Origin of the sequence: Kitasatospora sp. NPDC058478 (genome assembly GCF_042720345.1) — a bacterium.
Classification (GTDB): domain Bacteria; phylum Actinomycetota; class Actinomycetes; order Streptomycetales; family Streptomycetaceae; genus Kitasatospora.
This window is the reverse complement of sequence record NZ_JBHXML010000053.1, coordinates 57267-72936: the sequence shown is the minus strand read 5'-3', so window position 1 is coordinate 72936 and position 15670 is coordinate 57267. Positions and strand designations below refer to the sequence as shown.

Genomic DNA, 15670 nt, shown 5'->3' with positions numbered 1-15670 from the left:
AACGCTCGACTGGGAAACCCCAGCCGAGCGCCTGCATAAACTGCTCGCGGCCTGATCAAACCGACCACGTGTTGCAACGACCCCTAGAAACCGCCACCCCGCGGCCGGGGTCTCGCCGTGTATGCCCCGAGAACCTTGAGCCCGGTCCCCAGGCCGAGGTCTCCTGCCCCGGACGGCCAAAGCCCTAACCACGCCTAACGGCTACAGGGCAGGCTGGGACTGCGAGGTCACCCGGTGTCGGGCCAACGTCCGAGCGCATCGGACAGCCCGCCACTATCCAGCCCTCAACTGATCACTTGCGATCCGATACAGGCATCCACCCCACTAAATATTTCGGCACATGACCGATTGGCGGAGACCAATCGGTCAGCCTGGGCAGTCCGATCCGGCCATCGATACGGTTCACACATGGCCGATGTTGTTCATGAGAGGCATGGAGTCCCGCTCGAAGCGTATGAATTGACTCGGCGAGATCATGCTTCACAGAAGACCTCAGATCAGATCCGTGACGCCGTCAACAAGCAGGCGGAAGAACGGCAAGCCGAGGAGGCAGCGGATCCGGAGCTTGGGCGGCAGCGCAACGCTCACCGCGCAAAGGCGCTTGAGATGATCAGATCGTTCAAGAACCCAGATCATCAGATCATGCGCTGGCGCGTGCGTCTCTACTGCGGCCACATCGTGGAGACGAAGCGGCACTGCTCCATCGCCAATCCCACGATGCACGGATCATCGTCGATGCGGTGCCCGGACTGTGGCAAGGACCCGTCGGTCATCGTGGCCTACGAGCCACTCGGGCCTGTAGCGGAACCACCGAATGCCAGAAAGCCCCCCGTTCAAGCCCCCAAGAGTAACCGCCTCACCCGCACCCAGCTTGAACAACGTATCGCGGCCTTGGAGGCCGAGAATACGCGGCTCAAGACTGCGCGGGATTCCTGAGGCCAGCTGCACGGAACCATCGTCCGCTGCGCGTCATCACGGCGGTCCGAGCTCCGTTTCCAGCCGGTAACGGTCCTGGGAAGCGGTAGCGCGGCAGGGCGCCGCTTTGGCTCAATAGGTGCGTGGAGATCAACGAGAACTGGGCCTATCGTGCCCAGCCCAAGCTGCTCGGTGGCACTGTCCGCCGTGTGGAGATCGTCCGAGTGGGAGACCCGCGTCGGTCGGCCCAGGTGCATGTCCGGTTCCTCGAAGGTGAGGAGGCCGGACTGCAGGAGTGGGTGGCGCAGGCATCACTGGTCGCCCGGTGGGCCGACGTCGAGATCTTCCGTGCTGACGACGCTGCGGAGCTGAGGCTGACCGAGGCGTCCCGGCAGATGCGCAAGAGCCCCGAGTTCGAGGCGGCCCGGACGATCCTGGGGTTCGTCCGCCCGAAGAGCCAGGTCCGGCTGCGCAAAGGCGTGGCTGATGCCGGCGTGTTGGAGCTGGCAGACCTGGATGCCGCAGCACAGCGTCTGGGCCTCGATCCGGCCGAGCTGCGCGCCGATCCGATGGTCTACGAGAACCACTCCGGGCTGTGCCTGGCGGGCTGGCCGGTCGTCGAGCGGATCGCCCGGCACGTTGCGGAAACGCTGGCCGAGGAGATCCTGCCGGAGGTCGACCGTCGGCAGGAGTCCGTGGACCGCGAGCGGGCCGTTCCGTCATGGCACTCCTGGGAGCGCCGCCGGGACGACGGAAAGCTGAAGGCCGAGGACGACGCCCTCCGCACCATCCGCGAGTGGTGTGGCCAGGAGCGGGTGGACCGGTATGACGAGCTGCTCGCGCTTCGCGAAGAGGTGGAGCGGCTGAACACTCTGATCGAGCGGGCCGTGAAGGCGTTGCGCGAGCGTGGGCACGGCGTCATCGCCTCCACCATTGAGCGCGACCTTGGGGTCCGTATTTCCAGCCTTGGTCCCGAGGTGAGGCGCTGAGGTCGCGCCAGGGGTCTGGCTGGCGGGGTGGCTGGGCAGGCTCAGCCGGCGGCGTTTCCTTGACGGGCCGGTGCGGGCTCCAGCCCTTGAGAAAGTGGCGCAGGGCCTCGTCAGTGGGTTCGGTCTCGAAGTCCTCGACGCCGAGCCCGCGGCCGGGCGACGTCGGGTCGATCCTGTCGGCCTCTTCCCCGCCCCACTTGGCCCACTGACGCAGGCGCTCGGCCTCCGCGACGGACGTGGCGCGGGACACGGATTCCTCCAGCTCCGCGCAGAACCGGCGGATCTCGGCGGCAGCACGCCACCGGTCCAGGGCCGCCCCGAAGGTCTCCGCCCGCGCGGCCTCAGCGGCGTGGACCTTGGCGGCGGCGACGGCTTTCTCCCACTTCCGCTGCTTGCGCTCCTTCTCCTCGGCCTCCAGTCGTCGCCGCTCGGTCTCCGCCCGTTCCCGCTCCTCCTTGAGCCGTCGTTGCCCGGCCTCGTACGCCAGACGGTGCGTTTCCTGCTCCTCGGCGCGTGCTCTCAGGGCCCGGAAGGCAGCCCCGATCTGTTCCTCCAGCTGCCGGCTGGGTGTGTCTCCGCACTCCTTCGTCCAGGCGTTGGCGCGGTTGTAGCTGTGGTGAGGTTCGACCAGGTAGAGGTCGAGCTCGCCGGACGGCTCGGATCGGTGGGCGGGCGTGACCCGTTGCCAGTCGTAGGTCTTGCGTCGCCCCTTGGGGGCGGGAACGTACTTGACGTGCCTCTGCCGCTCCTTGAATTCGATCTCCCAGGTTTTGCCGTGGACGCTGAGCATCGGCCGGACCTGGCGCCGCTTCTTCAGGATCGTCACGTTCCCGTGCCTCGACAGGGCTTCCTCGGCGATCAGACGGACGATCGACAGGACTCGCGGGAGCACGTCTTCGGAGATCTCGAAGGCGCTGTGGTCGGCCTTGACCGCCGCGATCACGTCGTCGACGTCCGTGATGACCCTGCTCCGCTGGAGGCGGATCCGGTTCCACTCGGTCTCGTCCAGCCCGTTCGTCCGCAGCAGGCCGAGGAAGAAGTCGCCCTTCTCCCGTCCGCTGTACTTCAGTTGGTAGCCGTCAGGCGCACACGTGCGAGCCGCATCGAAGGACCGGCGCAGCCTCGCCCGCTCCTCCGGCGACGGATCGGGGATCCTCAGGAAGCGTCCCGCCTGCCGGACCTGCTCGATCAGCGCCGGACCGCTCACGGTCCTGGACTCCTTCGGCGGCTTCGGCTGCTGTTGCACTGCCGACGCCCGGGTAGCGGCCTGGTCGCGCGGCGGGTCTGTCTCCGTGGGTCGGCTCTTCGACGCCGTGTCGGCGGGAGCCCGGACCGTGGTCTTGGGCTTCGGAGCCGGGCGGTCCGGGTGATGCCCGTGCTCCAGGTAGAAGCGGCCGGCGTCAGTGATCTCAGCCCGCCACTTCACCCCCTCGGCCTTCGGCATGCTGATGAGCCCGCGCTCCTTCAGAGCTCGAGCGCTATGGGCGAGTTCGGACTCATCCGAGGTGACCGGGCTCCCGTCCCCGCCAATGCGGGTCAGTAGCGAGAGCTGGCGCTCATTGAGTGGTGACCAACGAAGCATGCTGCCGTCGTACCCCACCACCACGAGCTGAGACAAGCACGTCGAGCAAAGACATCGACAGGACAGGACCTTGGGAATCTTTGAGTGTTCGATCCAGAAATTTCCCCTGCCAACGAAAAAGCCCGATTGAGCGGGCTCTTGGCGATCACTCTCGACCACACTTGATCGTCGTTTACCCGCCCGTTCTGGCATGGATCTTGCACGCGTCGGTTCAGGTTAGTCAGTCGGCGCCCCACCAGGACGGTACGGGCGACGCGTCGGCCGCACGTCACCGTCACGCGCGCGTGAGCCGCAGGGTGATGTGGCACAGCTCGATGCCAGCCACCTTGGCGAGAAGGCGGTGACGGTGCATTTCGCCTCCGCTGAGGCGCGTCCCTTGGGGGGTGGTGACGACAATGAGCGGTTGGGCTTTGCCATCCACACAGGCATTGATGCCGGCCCAGACAAGGTCAGCGAGCTTGGCTGCTGGCCCCCAGATCATTAGGACGTCCGATCCGGGCCCCCTGACCAGACAGCGATTGGGCTTGACATCGACCGTGTCGGGGTCAGTGATCCAGTCCGGACCGATGGCCTGGTGTGCGATTTGCTCCACCCCGGGGTAACGGTTCACGGCGAACTGGGCATAGGAACCGATACCGTGGCGGGCCCGAGGCAGTTCCTTGATCGGCCCATCCTTGATCCATACCCGAACCCGATCGCGTTCGATGAACCGTGTCAGCTTGCCGCCGATGAGCGGGTCGTCGATCCAGCGCAGGTACCACTGCGAGCGCTCGCGCAGGGACATGCCGTCCCAGTCGAGCTCGTCGACCTGCCGGTAGACCTCGGCGATCACCTCGCGGCGAATGCCTTCGTCGATGTCACTCATCGCTACCTCATCCCCCAAAGGCGGCCGGGTCGGGAAACTGGAGGCGACTCTCCTCCAACGAGGTCTCCAGACTGGCCGCGTCCTTGATCCATTCACGCATCAGGCTCTCTGCGCGCTGGTCGGTGAAGTCAAAACTGGTACCGCGCTCCGCCAGGCGCAAGGTCTCGACTTCGTCCTCGGCGATCTGTTGGCGGATGTTCAAGATAGCGGCGACGCGGCGGATGTCGCTGACGAAGTCCAGGACCTCCACGTGCGACTTTCCGAGACGGAGCCGCAGACCGCGGCCGAGTTGCTGGACGAAGATCCGGCGGCTGTGCGTGACACGGGCGAAGCAGAGAATGTTCACGTCCGGGATGTCGACGCCCTCGTTGAGGATGTCGACGGCGGTCAGGATAGGGACCTCCCCACTGCGGAAACTCATCAGCCGGGACTGCCGCTCCCGCTTGTTCAGGCCCGCGTGCACGGCGAGGGCCCCGCGCCACTGTGGTACCTCCGCGAGCAGTGCCGCCAGTCGTTCGGCGTGTTCGACGGTACGGCAGAAGACGACCGCGCGGGGCTGCTGAGTACGCGCCCAGACCTCCATCAACTGCTCCCGCACTCCTTCGTCCCGTTCGGGAAGGAAGAGGCGGGCATTGAGGTCCTTGATCGAGTAGCTGTGGTCGCTGACACCTCGGACGAAGTCCCAGTCGATGTTGTCCGCGTAGAGCCGGTAGCGGACCTCTGACAGGTAACCCAGCCGCATGCCGTCCTCGATGCCGAGCGTGTAGCTGGGTTCTCCGAAGCGCTTGCGAATGTCGAATCGGTCACCGCGCCAGGGGGTGGCCGTGACCCCGAACTGCCGGCTGGCATGGAGGATGTCGAGCAGCTCAGCCAGCTGCCCGTCCTCGGCGACGTGATGGGCCTCGTCGACCATAACCAGTGCGGGTCGATAGCCAGCGCGGGCGTAGCTGAGCGCGCTGGCAGTGGTGGCGCAGGTGACGCCTCGCAGGTCGTCGGGACGGTGATCGCCGGTCAGGAGCTGAGTGCGCACTGTCTTTGGCAAGTGGTGCCACAGCGCCCGCTCCAGTTGTTCCACCAGGTCCTTGGCCGGGGCAACGACCAGGACCTTGTCCTGGGGGCGTTCGAGTAGGTGGTGATTGATGGCCTCGCCACCGACCACGGTCTTTCCCAGGCCAGTGGCCAGCACCAGCAGGGCACGGTCAGAGCCACCGAGATCGTCGAGGACCGCCCGCAGCGCCTCGTCCTGGTAGGGACGCAGCGTGCGGGACGGGAGCCGGTCGGTGGTGAACTGGTCGTCGGCGTAGAGGTCGGCCAGTTCCTGGCCCGACCATAGTTCCACTCGCATTCCAACCGCCGCGAGGCTGTCACGGCGCTTGCGAGTGAGTGGCCCGAAGCGGCTGTTGGTGACTACTACGGCGTGGTCGGCGCCGTAGTGGGCTTTGGCCTCCAGGACCTCGTCGATGGCGCTGGGCGGCACCACCGCTCCCGCCTTCCACTTGGCTTGGAACACCCACAGGCGCCCCTCGCGGGTGGCGAGGATGTCGCCGCCCTGGTCGTTCGCACCGTCGATGTTGACGACATCGGTGAATCCCAGGTGGAGCGCCAGCCGTTCCAGCTGGCGGGTGAATCCGAACGGTCCCACCCAACGTAGGAAGTCCGAGGCCGTGAACGAGGTGATCATCGGTCACACCGGCCCGGCGACGCTCTGGTCGAGCATGTCGAAGGTGATCCGCGCCAAGGACAACTCCAGGCGTGTCTTCGCACCCGGATCGGCCAGGAATTCGCTGACGACCTCAAGGGGCCGCACGGTCTGCGCCACTTGCCGGTCCTTGACCGCAGTGTCCGACCAGCCGCTCCAGGACGTCTTGAACACCGCTCCGTCCAAAAAGGCATCCGGGCGGACCCGAACGACGGCCGCGATCCCGGCTGCGTCCAGGTGGGCGACAAATGCCCCGTCCTTGACCACGGCGGGCCAGTCCAGCGAGGCGTCGGCTCGCCCGGCGTCCCGCTCGGCGCGCAGCTTGACCACCTCTGGCAACGCCTCCCACAGCTCGCCAGCCATCGGCGCGACGATCGGCGCCATCAGCTCGCGCACCCGGCCCAGCAGCGAGTCGGCCCGGTCGCGTAGCGCTGACTCGGTGACCCGCTGGTCGGGGAACTGCCGGGTGACCTCAGCTGCGACCGCCGTGACCTTCTGCCCGTCCGGCTCAAATGCGTGCAGCGTCTGTGCGATCTCCATCAGCGCGTAGTCGCGCGGGTCGCGTCCGTACTCGCGGAACACCTGGTGCTCGCCGTGGACGAACACCTCCAGATTCACGCCCTTGCCCATGCGGGCCAGCGAGGGGACCGGCCGGTCGCGATCGTCCAGCAGCGGCGTACGCGTGTCGAAGACCGTCACGACTTTGCGGCCCAGCCGGGGCAGGGTCACCTCGCCCGTCAGATCGAAGACCTGACGGGCGTCGGCGCGGTAGCGCTCGAAGCGCTGGTCTTCCGTCTCCATCGGCTCGGGAGCCGGGGCGGGCGACGGGGCGGGCGACACGCCGTCCAAGCCGTGACCGTCGGTCGACGAGCCGCCCAGGGGAGTCAGTCCGGTGCGGCCGGTCAGCGACGGGCCGCCAACCCCGCTGTTACCGGTCGACCGCGCGGGTGCTCCGCCGTTGTCTCGGACCTCGTCATGGGCCAGGACAGCCTGGTACCAGATCTCGTCCGAGAGGAACTCGGGGTGCTGGCCCGAGTGGAACTTCGCGCCCCACTCCCGAGCCGTGTCGTGAATGGCCGTGCTGCCGTTGCCGGGAATCAGGCAACCGGTACCAGGGCGGTTCTCCTGGTAGCCCTTGAAGATCTCTCCGAGGGGCGAGGCGTTCAATGAGTACCCGAGGACCTTGGCCTTCTTCGGGCGCATCGGGCCCTCGCCACGCAGCGCAATGACAGCATGCCGCCAGTCGCGGCTCTCCCGGTTGAAGTCGGTCTTCTGGTAGCCCACCGGGACGTGGTCAAGGTGGATCTCGCCCACGATGCGGCCCTGAGTAGCGGGGATGTCCACCGGGTACTCCGGGACCTGAGTCCCGTCGTTCGGGTTCTCCCAGGAGAACAGGGAGCGGTCCCCGATCCGGATCTTCCTGCCATTGCGCAGGAAGTCGATTCCGTAGTCGCTCTCGTCCAGGTATCGCTGCACCCCGAACCAGCCATGGATGCGGCGCTCGCGCAACTGCATGTCGTCGCCGTCACACTCCGCGCATCGGTCCAGCGCCAGGTCTGGGCTCTGCCAGTGGCCGCACTTCATACAGGCCAGCGCCGACGCCAGGGGAATATCCACCGAGTTGACGGCCGCGATCTCCCGCCCCTCCTTGGTGACCGTCCGCGACGCTGACCAAACACAGGGCAACCGGGGGGAGACGGTCTTCCCGTTCACCTTCAGCCGGAAGCCGCGCCCTGCCATCGGGCCGTCCGGAACACCGGGGACCGGGTTCTCGCCGCGCAGCAGGTACGAGTAGACCCGGCCAAGGTCCGCGCGGACCGATGCGTGGCGGTTGACCTTCTTCAGGTCTTCGGCGATCTCGGCGCGTAGACGACGGACGATCACCTCGGTGCCGTGCTCGGAGATGTCTTGCTTGGGCTCCCGCCGAAGCGGCGTCCTGAAGCTGTCGTTCTGTGCGAGTCGGCGCAGATCGATCTCCACGACCAGCCAGTCCGGGTCGCCCGCCCGTGTGGTCCGCACCTCGGTGTGGTGCCCCAGGCGGGCCGTGGCGATGTTGAATCCCATGCCGAACAGGCCCAGGCTGCCGTACCGCCGCTTGCCGCTGTAGCCGGCCTTCAACGCGCTCTGCAGCGTCTCCAGACTCATGCCCCGCCCGGTGTCGAGCAGGCCCACGATCGGATCGTCGTCGGTTGGCTTCGGCAGGGTGATCCAGACCTCCTGCGCCTCACTCCGGTCTGGGTCAGTCAGAAAGTCGTCGAAGGAGTTGTCGATCAGCTCTGCCAGACACTGCCACGGCTTGTAGGGGATGTCTCCCAGCGCCTCCAACAGCTGCGGAGAAGGCGTGAGGTCGACCTCCTCGAACGATGCCCCTTCGGTGTCAGTCGACAAAGCACTGCTCCCGTCTGAAAGTTGTTCTGGAGAACACCAGATGATCCAGCTCTGGCAAGAGATATCGCACGGCACGGACAATTAGGCAGAGTCATGCTGGCCTGCCACTGCGCGGCGGCCCTACTCGCCGCGTGAACCTCAGCCCAACCCTGGTGGATGATGGGCACTTCATTACGTAAGTGCCGAGATCTATGACCTCGCCCGCAGCCCCAACCTGCCGTGAGCCGGAGGTCGGGGGCCTCAGAGGTTGCCATGCTCCAGAAGGTCACGGAGGGCGTCGCCCTGACGTCGGATGACGATGCGCCCATCCCCGTCGCTGTAGACCATGACGACCGCTCCGGGGTACAGGCCCGCCTCCGCAAGCACCCCGAGCGGGATCTCCACAGTGCCATTCTCACCAACGGTCACTTCAGCCGGTTCTCTGATCACGCGTTCAGTGTTCCATCCTCATCCCGGTGTCGGTCGACATCAGCTTTCGGGAGGGCCCGTCCGCCCGCTCCCCGCGTACACCAAGTTCACGCTCGCATCGGTCAGATCACGCCCGGTGGCTGACCGGCGGCATCTGGGCGGGGCTCCGCGTGGAGTGCCAGGTGAGCACGTACTTGCTGCCGCAATGGCTCAGGGCCGCTGGGCTGAGGCGGCATCCCGTCGGCCCAGTCGACGCCGACATGCACTTCGTGCCACTTCGGGCGTAGCTGGGCGCCCTCTCGGCCGGACCCCTGTGGGTTCACGCCGAAGCCTTCGAGCACCACGTTCCAGACAGGTCGGAGGTCGCTGATCATCAGGCGCTCGGCCATCGGGGTGAACAGATCGTCGGCGGGAAGGTACCGGGCGAAGAAGTCCTCCACGTTCAGATCGCTAGTCTTATGGATCTTCACCTTGTGTTTTCCGAGCCTGCTCCACAGCGGGGTTCCCTCCCAGGCTTTCCCCACCGTCACACCCTTGCGACCCCCGCTCGGGTCGGCCTTGCCGACGTAGATCGGCACTTCGAACTTGTCGGATGCGATCGGAGCGTAGAGCTCGTGGTCACCCGCGTAGTAGATCGCGTAGATCCCGCAGCCGTTAAAGCGCGGGAGCCGGTCCAGCCGTACAGCTTCGCGGGAGGTTAGCGCCCACAGCACGCTGCGCCCGAGGTTCTCCCGTCGCAACGGGTCGTAGATGGAGTCGGGCCCTTTGTAGGGCTCGGCGTCTATGACACCGTCGATGGCGGGCTGCGTGGCCACTGTTGGGTTCTCCGCTCCGGTCGAGGGTGGTGTGGTTGGTCGTCGAAGCGGGCGTTCGCGCCCCTGGCGCTTCGAAGGGATGGCGCTGCTCGCAGGCACCATCAGTTCGAAAAGAGGTTCCATCTCCATGATGGCGATCCGTTCCCAGCTGGACGGTGCCGACGGCGGCCGAACACGTGGCGACCGACCCAGTCGGTCAGCCGTCTTGATCCAGTTGGTCGACCTCCACGTCTCCCGGTGGCTCGACTCCGGGCTCGACTCCGGGCTCGACATCGATCGCTTGGCCAGCCCGGTAGTAGCGCCAGGCACCGTTATAAACGGCGGGGCTGTCGTCGTACATGATCACGTATCCCACGAGGGCGGTGATCTGCCACTTGTCGGGTATCGCCGCCGAGACCAGCCGGAAGACCTCGTCAGCGGTCACCTGGCCTTCGGGCACCGTGAAGAGTTGGTCCTTGAACGCGGCGGACCTCCCGTACCTGAAGTTGTACGGAAGGCCGGCCTTCACCTTCTCCAACAGGTCGTGCAGGGTGATCTCGCCGGACTCAAGGCCCTCGACCGGCCGATCGAGGTCGATGGGGAACTGTACGTCGAAGCGGTTTGGGATGGTGTGGTCGCGCTGGCGGCCAGGGTCCTTGTTGCCGAAGCCGTTGTTGTTCCAGGGGATGTTGCCCATGCCCTTGTGGTGGCTAATCAGCAGCTGTTCCGGGGCGAGCGCGGAGAAGTCTTCCGCCACGTACAGGCAGGAGAAGGTCGTGTCCTCCAGCGAGATCCGGCGGCGGCCGGAGATCTTCAGCAGGTGATTGCGGAGGCGGGCCGGGAGAGACCGTTCAGCCTTGCCCACATAGACGAACTCGCCGTTCAGATAGAGCTGGTAGACACCAGCCCTCTCCCTGAGCTCCTTGATGCTGTCCTCGTGCAGCGGCGCCGGCTCCAGACCGTCCAAGGCGGCCGCCAGCTGATCCCCGAGCGCCTTGGTGATGCTCAGCGTGAAGTCCTTGTGGTACCGCGGCCCTTCGTCGGGCCCCACCACCGGCGTCATCAGCGCCACTCCCTAGGTCAACGTGATCTAGGAAACCCTATCGCCGCACGCCACGCCCCGACGAACTTTCACGTCAAATCACTTGAAGATCGACAACTCCGCGGTATGCTTTCACTATGGCTGAGCTGCATGAAGAATCGAAGAAAGATCGCACCGGCGTCGAGCTGTTCGCCGGCGCTGGCGGCCTAGCCATGGCCGTGCACCGCGCGGGGTTCCGGCCGCTGCTGTTCAACGAGTTCGCCAAGCGAGCCTGCGAGACCCTGGAGGCCAACGGGGCGAAGCGACTGCCCGATGGCGAGAAGCCGACAGAAGCCCCAGAACCCGGCCAGAAGGTCCCACTCGTGGCCGGCGACGTCCAGGACCTGGAGATGGGCTACCTGAAGGGCCAGGTGGATGTCCTCGCCGGCGGTCCCCCCTGCCAGCCCTTCAGCCTCGGCGGTGTCGCCAAGGGCGACGAGGACAAGCGGAACATGTTCCCGCAGATGTTCAAGGCTGTCCGCCAGATGCAGCCGAGAGCCGTGATCTGCGAGAACGTCCGCGGCCTGCTCAGGCCCTCGTTTAAGGATTACTTTCAGTACATCCTGCGCGAGCTGGAGCTGCCTTTCGAGGAGCGTGGCGAGGGTGTCGACTGGCGGGAACACAACGACAAGTTGATCGAGCGGCTGGCGCAAGAGCCGGATGACCTCAAGCTGGACGACCTCAAGAAGCGGTACAAGGTCGTCATGACACCTGTGAACGCCGCCGACTACGGTGTGCCACAGATTCGCAACCGCGTCATCATCGTCGCCTTCCGCCGCGACCTGAACGTCGACATCGGGCTGTTCAAGAAACTCGTGCAGCCGACGCACTCCGAGACCGCGCTCATCCGATCCATGATGGACGGGGGAGGCTACTGGCAGCGGCATGCGGATGTCGAATCGCATGTCCGCGAGTCGGTCAAGAAGCGCCTACCGAAGGTCGCACCCAAAGATGATGGGCTGCTGCCCTGGTACACGCTGCGAGACGCGATCAAGGGCATCGGCGACAACAAGCCGCTGCCAGAGATCACCGAGGACATGCTGGACCGCACCGAGCGTTACATCAAGGGCTTCACGGAGCACATCGGGTGGCCGGGTGCACGCATTTACGACGGCCACACGCCCAACGAACTGGACCGGCCAGCCAAGACCGTGAAGGCTGGCGTCCATGGAGTGCCAGGCGGCGAGTCCGTCATGCTCACCGACGAGCTGATGTCCGACGGCGTGACCTACAAGCACCGCTATATGACGGTCCGTGAGACAGCCCGCGTGATGACGTTCCCAGATACCTGGGAGCTCAAGGGCCCACGCGGCGAGAAGATGCGTCAGCTCGGGAACGCCGTGCCCGTCGTCCTAGGAGAGGTTTTCGCGAAGGCCGTCGCCGCCGTCCTGGACGAGGCGGAGGAGCGTCAGAAGTGACCAGGACAGCCAGCGTGGCGCAAGGGCACTGGAAGCACGACCCGCCACCAGACCGTGCTTGGAAGGGCCGGCCACACCGGACCCGTGAGACTCTGGCGGCCGAGCAGGATCGGGCTGCTGGCGGCCGCCACCGGCGCTCGGTCGATCTCGGCGACGGCCGATTCGCCCGCGCTTCAGTCGAATTGAAGGTGCTGCCGGATACGCGGCGCATTCGCGCCTACCTGCGCTGGTCGGATGCGGGCAAGTCCCCTGCCCGCTACCTGGGGGAAGTCGAGCACGAGACCCGTGCGGCGAACCTCGCTGAAGGCTGGAGCCTGGCCTGGCGGAAAGCTCTTCTGACAGAGGAGCCACCGGCAGAGGGCTCCTGGGCCTCCTCGGCTGCCGTCCGAGCTTCGATGCAGGGCAACCGGAACAAGGACACCAAGCCAGAGCTCCGGCTGCGGTCGCTGCTACACAAGCAGGGATTCCGATACCGCGTCGCGGCCAGGCCTCTCCCTGAGCTGCGACGCACCGCCGACATCGTCTTTCCGAGACTCAAGGTGGCCGTCTTCGTCGACGGCTGCTACTGGCACGGCTGCCCCGAGCATCTGCGAGCTTCCAGCAAGAACGTCGAGTTCTGGCGGACAAAGATCGAAGGCAACCAGGCCCGGGACGCGGAGACGGACCGTCTCCTCCGCGAGGCCGGGTGGATGGTCATCCGCGTCTGGGAACACGAGGATCCAGCCGAGGCGGCTGCCAAGGTTGCTGGCGTTGTCCGAGCCTCAGCATCACCCGGATAGACGGCTCGGCGACCATAGGTCCCCGCCCACTGCTGAGCGGGCAGCGTCTCGTCCTCGAGTAGGACTCGTCAGGTAGGTCTCCCTCGGCGGGCAGCGAAGAAGATGTGGGTACCACCGTCGCCGACACCGGGGTTGGCTAGCTCACTACGCTCGACGCGCGCCGCCTCGTCGGCAAGTGTGGTCAACTTCCCAGGATGTGATTGCTGATGAGCACTCAGGCCGATGGGCTCGAGCCGTGGAAGATCTATGGCGACCGCGTGGTCTATGACAACCCATGGGTACAACTGGCGCTCGTGGACGTTGAGCCGCCTGGTGTGGCGCGCTTCGAGCATCACGTCGTGCGGTTGAACCGCGTGGCCATCGCTGCGGTGCTGGATGCCGATGACCGCGTCTTGATGCTCTGGCGGTACCGCTTCGTGCCGCAGTCCTGGGGCTGGGAGCTTCCCGGTGGCATCGTCGATCCCGGCGAGGATGGTCTGGGGGCTGCTCTGCGCGAGGTCGAGGAGGAAACCGGCTGGCGGCCGGATCACCTCGACCACGTGGTTACCTTCCAGCCGATGGTCGGCATGGTGGACTCGCCGCACGAGGTATTCGTCGGCCAGGGGGCGACCCTCGTCGGCGCGCCCGAGGACGGCGAGGAGGCCGGCCACGTCGCGTGGGTGCCGATCTCCGAGATCCCGATGCTGATGGCGGAGGGGAAGCTCATGGGCTCGGGAACCTTGGTGGCGCTCCTGCATGTCCTGGCTTCCCGTAGGCAGTGACAGCTCGGGAGCTCGCCACCCTCATCGCGATACTTCGAACTTTCCGACCAGTTGGTCGATTCGGGCGCGTTGGAGGGCTGCCCCCGTGCGGTTGGCCAGGAGTCGCAGCTGAGGCAGGTGGTTCATGGCCTCGTACTGCTGCCAAGTTCGTAGTGGCGCCAGGCTCGTTCCGTAGCACCGACGTCGAGTGCCTCCAAACCTCCAGCGTGGGTGCCCTCCGGCGAGTGCCCGAGCGATGGGCTCCCTGGTCGCTGCCCCGTCCGGGGAAGGGCATCGTCTGGCCGTCTCGGTCGCCCCCTTCGAGGTAGCCGTCGTCATGCTCGGCACCAGCGACGAGAAGGTGACCGAGGACTCCGAGACCCTGTACCGGCAGCTGCAGAGCGAGCGGGTCGACGTTCTCCTAGACGACCGCGACGAGCGGCCCGGCGTGAAGTTCCGCGACGTCGAGCTGATCGGCATCCCCTACCGGATCACGGTCGGCGCCCGCGGCCCGGCCGACGGCACGGTCGAGGTCACCACCCGGGCCACCGGCAAGAGCCAGTTGGTGCCGGTGGCCGAGGCGGTGGAGCACGTTCGTAAGCTGCTGACCGCCGCTGTGTAGGGGTCGGCTGGTCAGTCGGTCACCCGGCGGAACGCCTCGGTGAGAAGCGTCTCCCGTTAGCAGCAAAGGACCTTCGCGACGCTTTTCTCACATGCAGGCTGCTGCGCGTCTCGTAGCGTCAGCCCACGCACCGGCGAGCTGGGCGCGGAGATGGGCTTGGCGGGCGTGGTGGTGCTGCCGCTCCAGCCGCCAGGCGCAGAGGTGGCAGGCCGCGAGTGCGACGGTCTCGCCTTCGACGGTGAGTGTGCCCAACTCGGCGACTTGGGTGACTTCCTCGCACTTGAAGCAGAACCCGGTCGTCCAGGCGAAGCGGAGTCGGAACTCGGCGGGAGGGTTCCGGTCACGTCGGGGTCTCACGTCCTGTCGCTCCAGCTCGACCGAGGTAGGGGGAGAGGGCTGGAAGAGGTGACGTCGCGACGGTGGATCTCGCGCTCGATGACGAAGGCGACCTCGGGCCACGGCAGGGCCATCGGTGAGGTGAGGCTCCAGAATCCGTGGCTCGCCCGGACCAGGGCGCTGACCCCGAGCGGTGCGGCGTCGGCGGGAACGCCGGCAAGGATACGACGGAGTATCCCGCCGGCCCCTCGTGCCGCAGGGGCAATGCCGTTACCGACGAGCAGCGTCGCGGTTCGAACGGCGTCGAGTACGTCGGCGTCCACACCGGCCGTCGCGAAGCGGCCGAAGGCCAGCTCCCACCAGGAGCGACGGGTGCGGGCCCAAGCCAGTCGCTCAAGGCCGGAGCCCAGGTCCACCGCCATGCAGCTGGGATCCGCCCCATTCCAGAGCAGGACGATGTCACCGATGGGAAGGTCCAGGTGCCGGAAGTGCACCGTGAGGCCGCAGACCTCGCGGCGTTGCCAGACGGCATTGCGGCCATGGATGGTGAGGTGTCTGGCGTGGAGGCCGATGCCGGACAGCACCGTGAGCCAGTGATCGAGGATTCTGGTGAACTCGGTCGTCCGAGTGACGGGTTCGATACGCGAGATGTTGACGAACGAGGTGAGGAATCCCTCTCTCAGGGCGCCGGCGTGGTCCCGCTCGCCGGTCAGTCGGACGACCGGCTGGGGAAGGTAGCCACGGCGGAAGACGTACGGCTTTCCGTCCTTGAGGAGGGGGTCGAGCGCCTGGACGGCAGAGATCGTCAACTCGGTGTCCCGGCCCCACCGCATGGGCAACGGTCTCGCTCGGGCGACGCCCGCCGCACCGAAGCCACTCTCCAACTGCTGCAGCAGACTGGTCCACTGGAGCGGTCGACTGGCCGGACGGTACGGCGTACCCCGGTCGCGGTGGCGGATCTCGAAGCGGCCATCGGCACCGTGCTCGATGTCCCACTGCGTGCCGAGCCCGAGGCGGTCGTCCAAGAGATCGAGTGGCCTCGACGGTGAGTCCG

General features: G+C 66.4%; 15 protein-coding genes. 6 read left to right on the top strand and 9 right to left on the bottom strand.

Annotated features, from left to right (window positions below; all coding sequences use genetic code 11):
• Positions 1-408 precede the first annotated feature (408 nt).
• On the top strand, positions 409-936 hold the full coding sequence (locus ACFWPT_RS27405; protein WP_380484955.1) for a hypothetical protein: 528 nt from the start codon (positions 409-411) through the stop codon (positions 934-936).
• Between the two features lie 122 nt (positions 937-1058).
• Complete coding sequence (locus ACFWPT_RS27400; protein WP_380484953.1) at positions 1059-1904, top strand: PE-PGRS family protein; 846 nt, start codon at positions 1059-1061, stop codon at positions 1902-1904.
• Here ACFWPT_RS27400 and ACFWPT_RS27395 read toward each other — a convergent pair.
• From ACFWPT_RS27395 to ACFWPT_RS27365, 7 genes are all read right to left on the bottom strand, one after another.
• On the bottom strand, positions 1834-3522 hold the full coding sequence (locus ACFWPT_RS27395; protein ID WP_380484951.1) for a PE-PGRS family protein: 1689 nt from the start codon (positions 3520-3522) through the stop codon (positions 1834-1836). The genes ACFWPT_RS27400 and ACFWPT_RS27395 overlap by 71 nt on opposite strands.
• 238 nt (positions 3523-3760) lie before the next feature.
• Positions 3761-4351 carry a hypothetical protein gene (locus ACFWPT_RS27390; RefSeq protein WP_380484949.1) on the bottom strand — a complete coding sequence of 197 codons (591 nt, stop codon included), beginning with the start codon at positions 4349-4351 and terminating at the stop codon, positions 3761-3763.
• 7 nt (positions 4352-4358) lie between these two features.
• Complete coding sequence (locus ACFWPT_RS27385; protein WP_380484947.1) at positions 4359-6032, bottom strand: DEAD/DEAH box helicase family protein; 1674 nt, start codon at positions 6030-6032, stop codon at positions 4359-4361.
• Between the two features lie 3 nt (positions 6033-6035).
• Positions 6036-8438, bottom strand: coding sequence for an ATP-binding protein (locus ACFWPT_RS27380; RefSeq protein ID WP_380484945.1), 2403 nt, complete (start codon positions 8436-8438; stop codon positions 6036-6038).
• A gap of 240 nt (positions 8439-8678) precedes the next feature.
• The gene (locus ACFWPT_RS27375) at positions 8679-8867 is read right to left on the bottom strand and encodes an AbrB/MazE/SpoVT family DNA-binding domain-containing protein (protein WP_380484942.1); all 189 of its coding nucleotides are present in this window, start codon (positions 8865-8867) and stop codon (positions 8679-8681) included.
• A 101-nt stretch (positions 8868-8968) separates the two neighbouring features.
• On the bottom strand, positions 8969-9790 hold the full coding sequence (locus ACFWPT_RS27370) for an Eco29kI family restriction endonuclease (RefSeq protein ID WP_380484940.1): 822 nt from the start codon (positions 9788-9790) through the stop codon (positions 8969-8971).
• Positions 9791-9857: 67 nt separating this feature from the next.
• Positions 9858-10703 carry a GIY-YIG nuclease family protein gene (locus ACFWPT_RS27365; RefSeq protein WP_380484938.1) on the bottom strand — a complete coding sequence of 282 codons (846 nt, stop codon included), beginning with the start codon at positions 10701-10703 and terminating at the stop codon, positions 9858-9860.
• Between the two features lie 116 nt (positions 10704-10819).
• Between ACFWPT_RS27365 and ACFWPT_RS27360 the strand changes: the two genes are divergently transcribed.
• The 4 genes from ACFWPT_RS27360 (at position 10820) to ACFWPT_RS27345 (ending at position 14280) form a co-directional block, all read left to right on the top strand.
• Positions 10820-12139: a DNA cytosine methyltransferase gene (locus ACFWPT_RS27360; RefSeq protein ID WP_380484936.1), complete on the top strand. Its 1320-nt coding sequence runs from the start codon at positions 10820-10822 to the stop codon at positions 12137-12139.
• Positions 12136-12918, top strand: a complete 783-nt coding sequence (locus ACFWPT_RS27355; RefSeq protein ID WP_380484934.1) for a very short patch repair endonuclease — start codon at positions 12136-12138, stop codon at positions 12916-12918. The genes ACFWPT_RS27360 and ACFWPT_RS27355 overlap by 4 nt, the downstream gene beginning before the upstream one ends.
• Positions 12919-13124: 206 nt before the next feature.
• Entirely contained in the window at positions 13125-13679 is a 555-nt protein-coding gene (locus ACFWPT_RS27350; RefSeq protein ID WP_380484932.1) for an NUDIX hydrolase, read from the top strand.
• Positions 13680-13995: 316 nt separating this feature from the next.
• Entirely contained in the window at positions 13996-14280 is a 285-nt protein-coding gene (locus tag ACFWPT_RS27345) for a His/Gly/Thr/Pro-type tRNA ligase C-terminal domain-containing protein (protein ID WP_380484930.1), read from the top strand.
• Between the two features lie 87 nt (positions 14281-14367).
• On the opposite strand, the gene ACFWPT_RS27340 is transcribed toward ACFWPT_RS27345, so the two are convergent.
• Entirely contained in the window at positions 14368-14637 is a 270-nt protein-coding gene (locus ACFWPT_RS27340; protein WP_380484928.1) for a hypothetical protein, read from the bottom strand.
• Positions 14634-15641 (bottom strand): hypothetical protein, encoded by a 1008-nt coding sequence (locus ACFWPT_RS27335; protein ID WP_380484926.1) that lies wholly within the window; start codon positions 15639-15641, stop codon positions 14634-14636. The genes ACFWPT_RS27340 and ACFWPT_RS27335 overlap by 4 nt, the downstream gene beginning before the upstream one ends.
• Positions 15642-15670 lie beyond the last annotated feature (29 nt).

Bases quoted from the DNA above. Each gene is read 5' to 3' on its own strand.
- ACFWPT_RS27390 (WP_380484949.1), bottom strand. From the start codon at position 4,351: ATGAGTGACATCGACGAAGGCATTCGCCGCGAGGTGATCGCCGAGGTC.
- ACFWPT_RS27385 (WP_380484947.1), bottom strand. From the start codon at position 6,032: ATGATCACCTCGTTCACGGCCTCGGACTTCCTACGTTGGGTGGGACCG.
- ACFWPT_RS27405 (WP_380484955.1), top strand. From the start codon at position 409: ATGGCCGATGTTGTTCATGAGAGGCATGGAGTCCCGCTCGAAGCGTAT.
- ACFWPT_RS27345 (WP_380484930.1), top strand. From the start codon at position 13,996: ATGCTCGGCACCAGCGACGAGAAGGTGACCGAGGACTCCGAGACCCTG.
- ACFWPT_RS27360 (WP_380484936.1), top strand. From the start codon at position 10,820: ATGGCTGAGCTGCATGAAGAATCGAAGAAAGATCGCACCGGCGTCGAG.
- ACFWPT_RS27350 (WP_380484932.1), top strand. From the start codon at position 13,125: ATGAGCACTCAGGCCGATGGGCTCGAGCCGTGGAAGATCTATGGCGAC.
- ACFWPT_RS27370 (WP_380484940.1), bottom strand. From the start codon at position 9,790: ATGGAGATGGAACCTCTTTTCGAACTGATGGTGCCTGCGAGCAGCGCC.
- ACFWPT_RS27365 (WP_380484938.1), bottom strand. From the start codon at position 10,703: ATGACGCCGGTGGTGGGGCCCGACGAAGGGCCGCGGTACCACAAGGAC.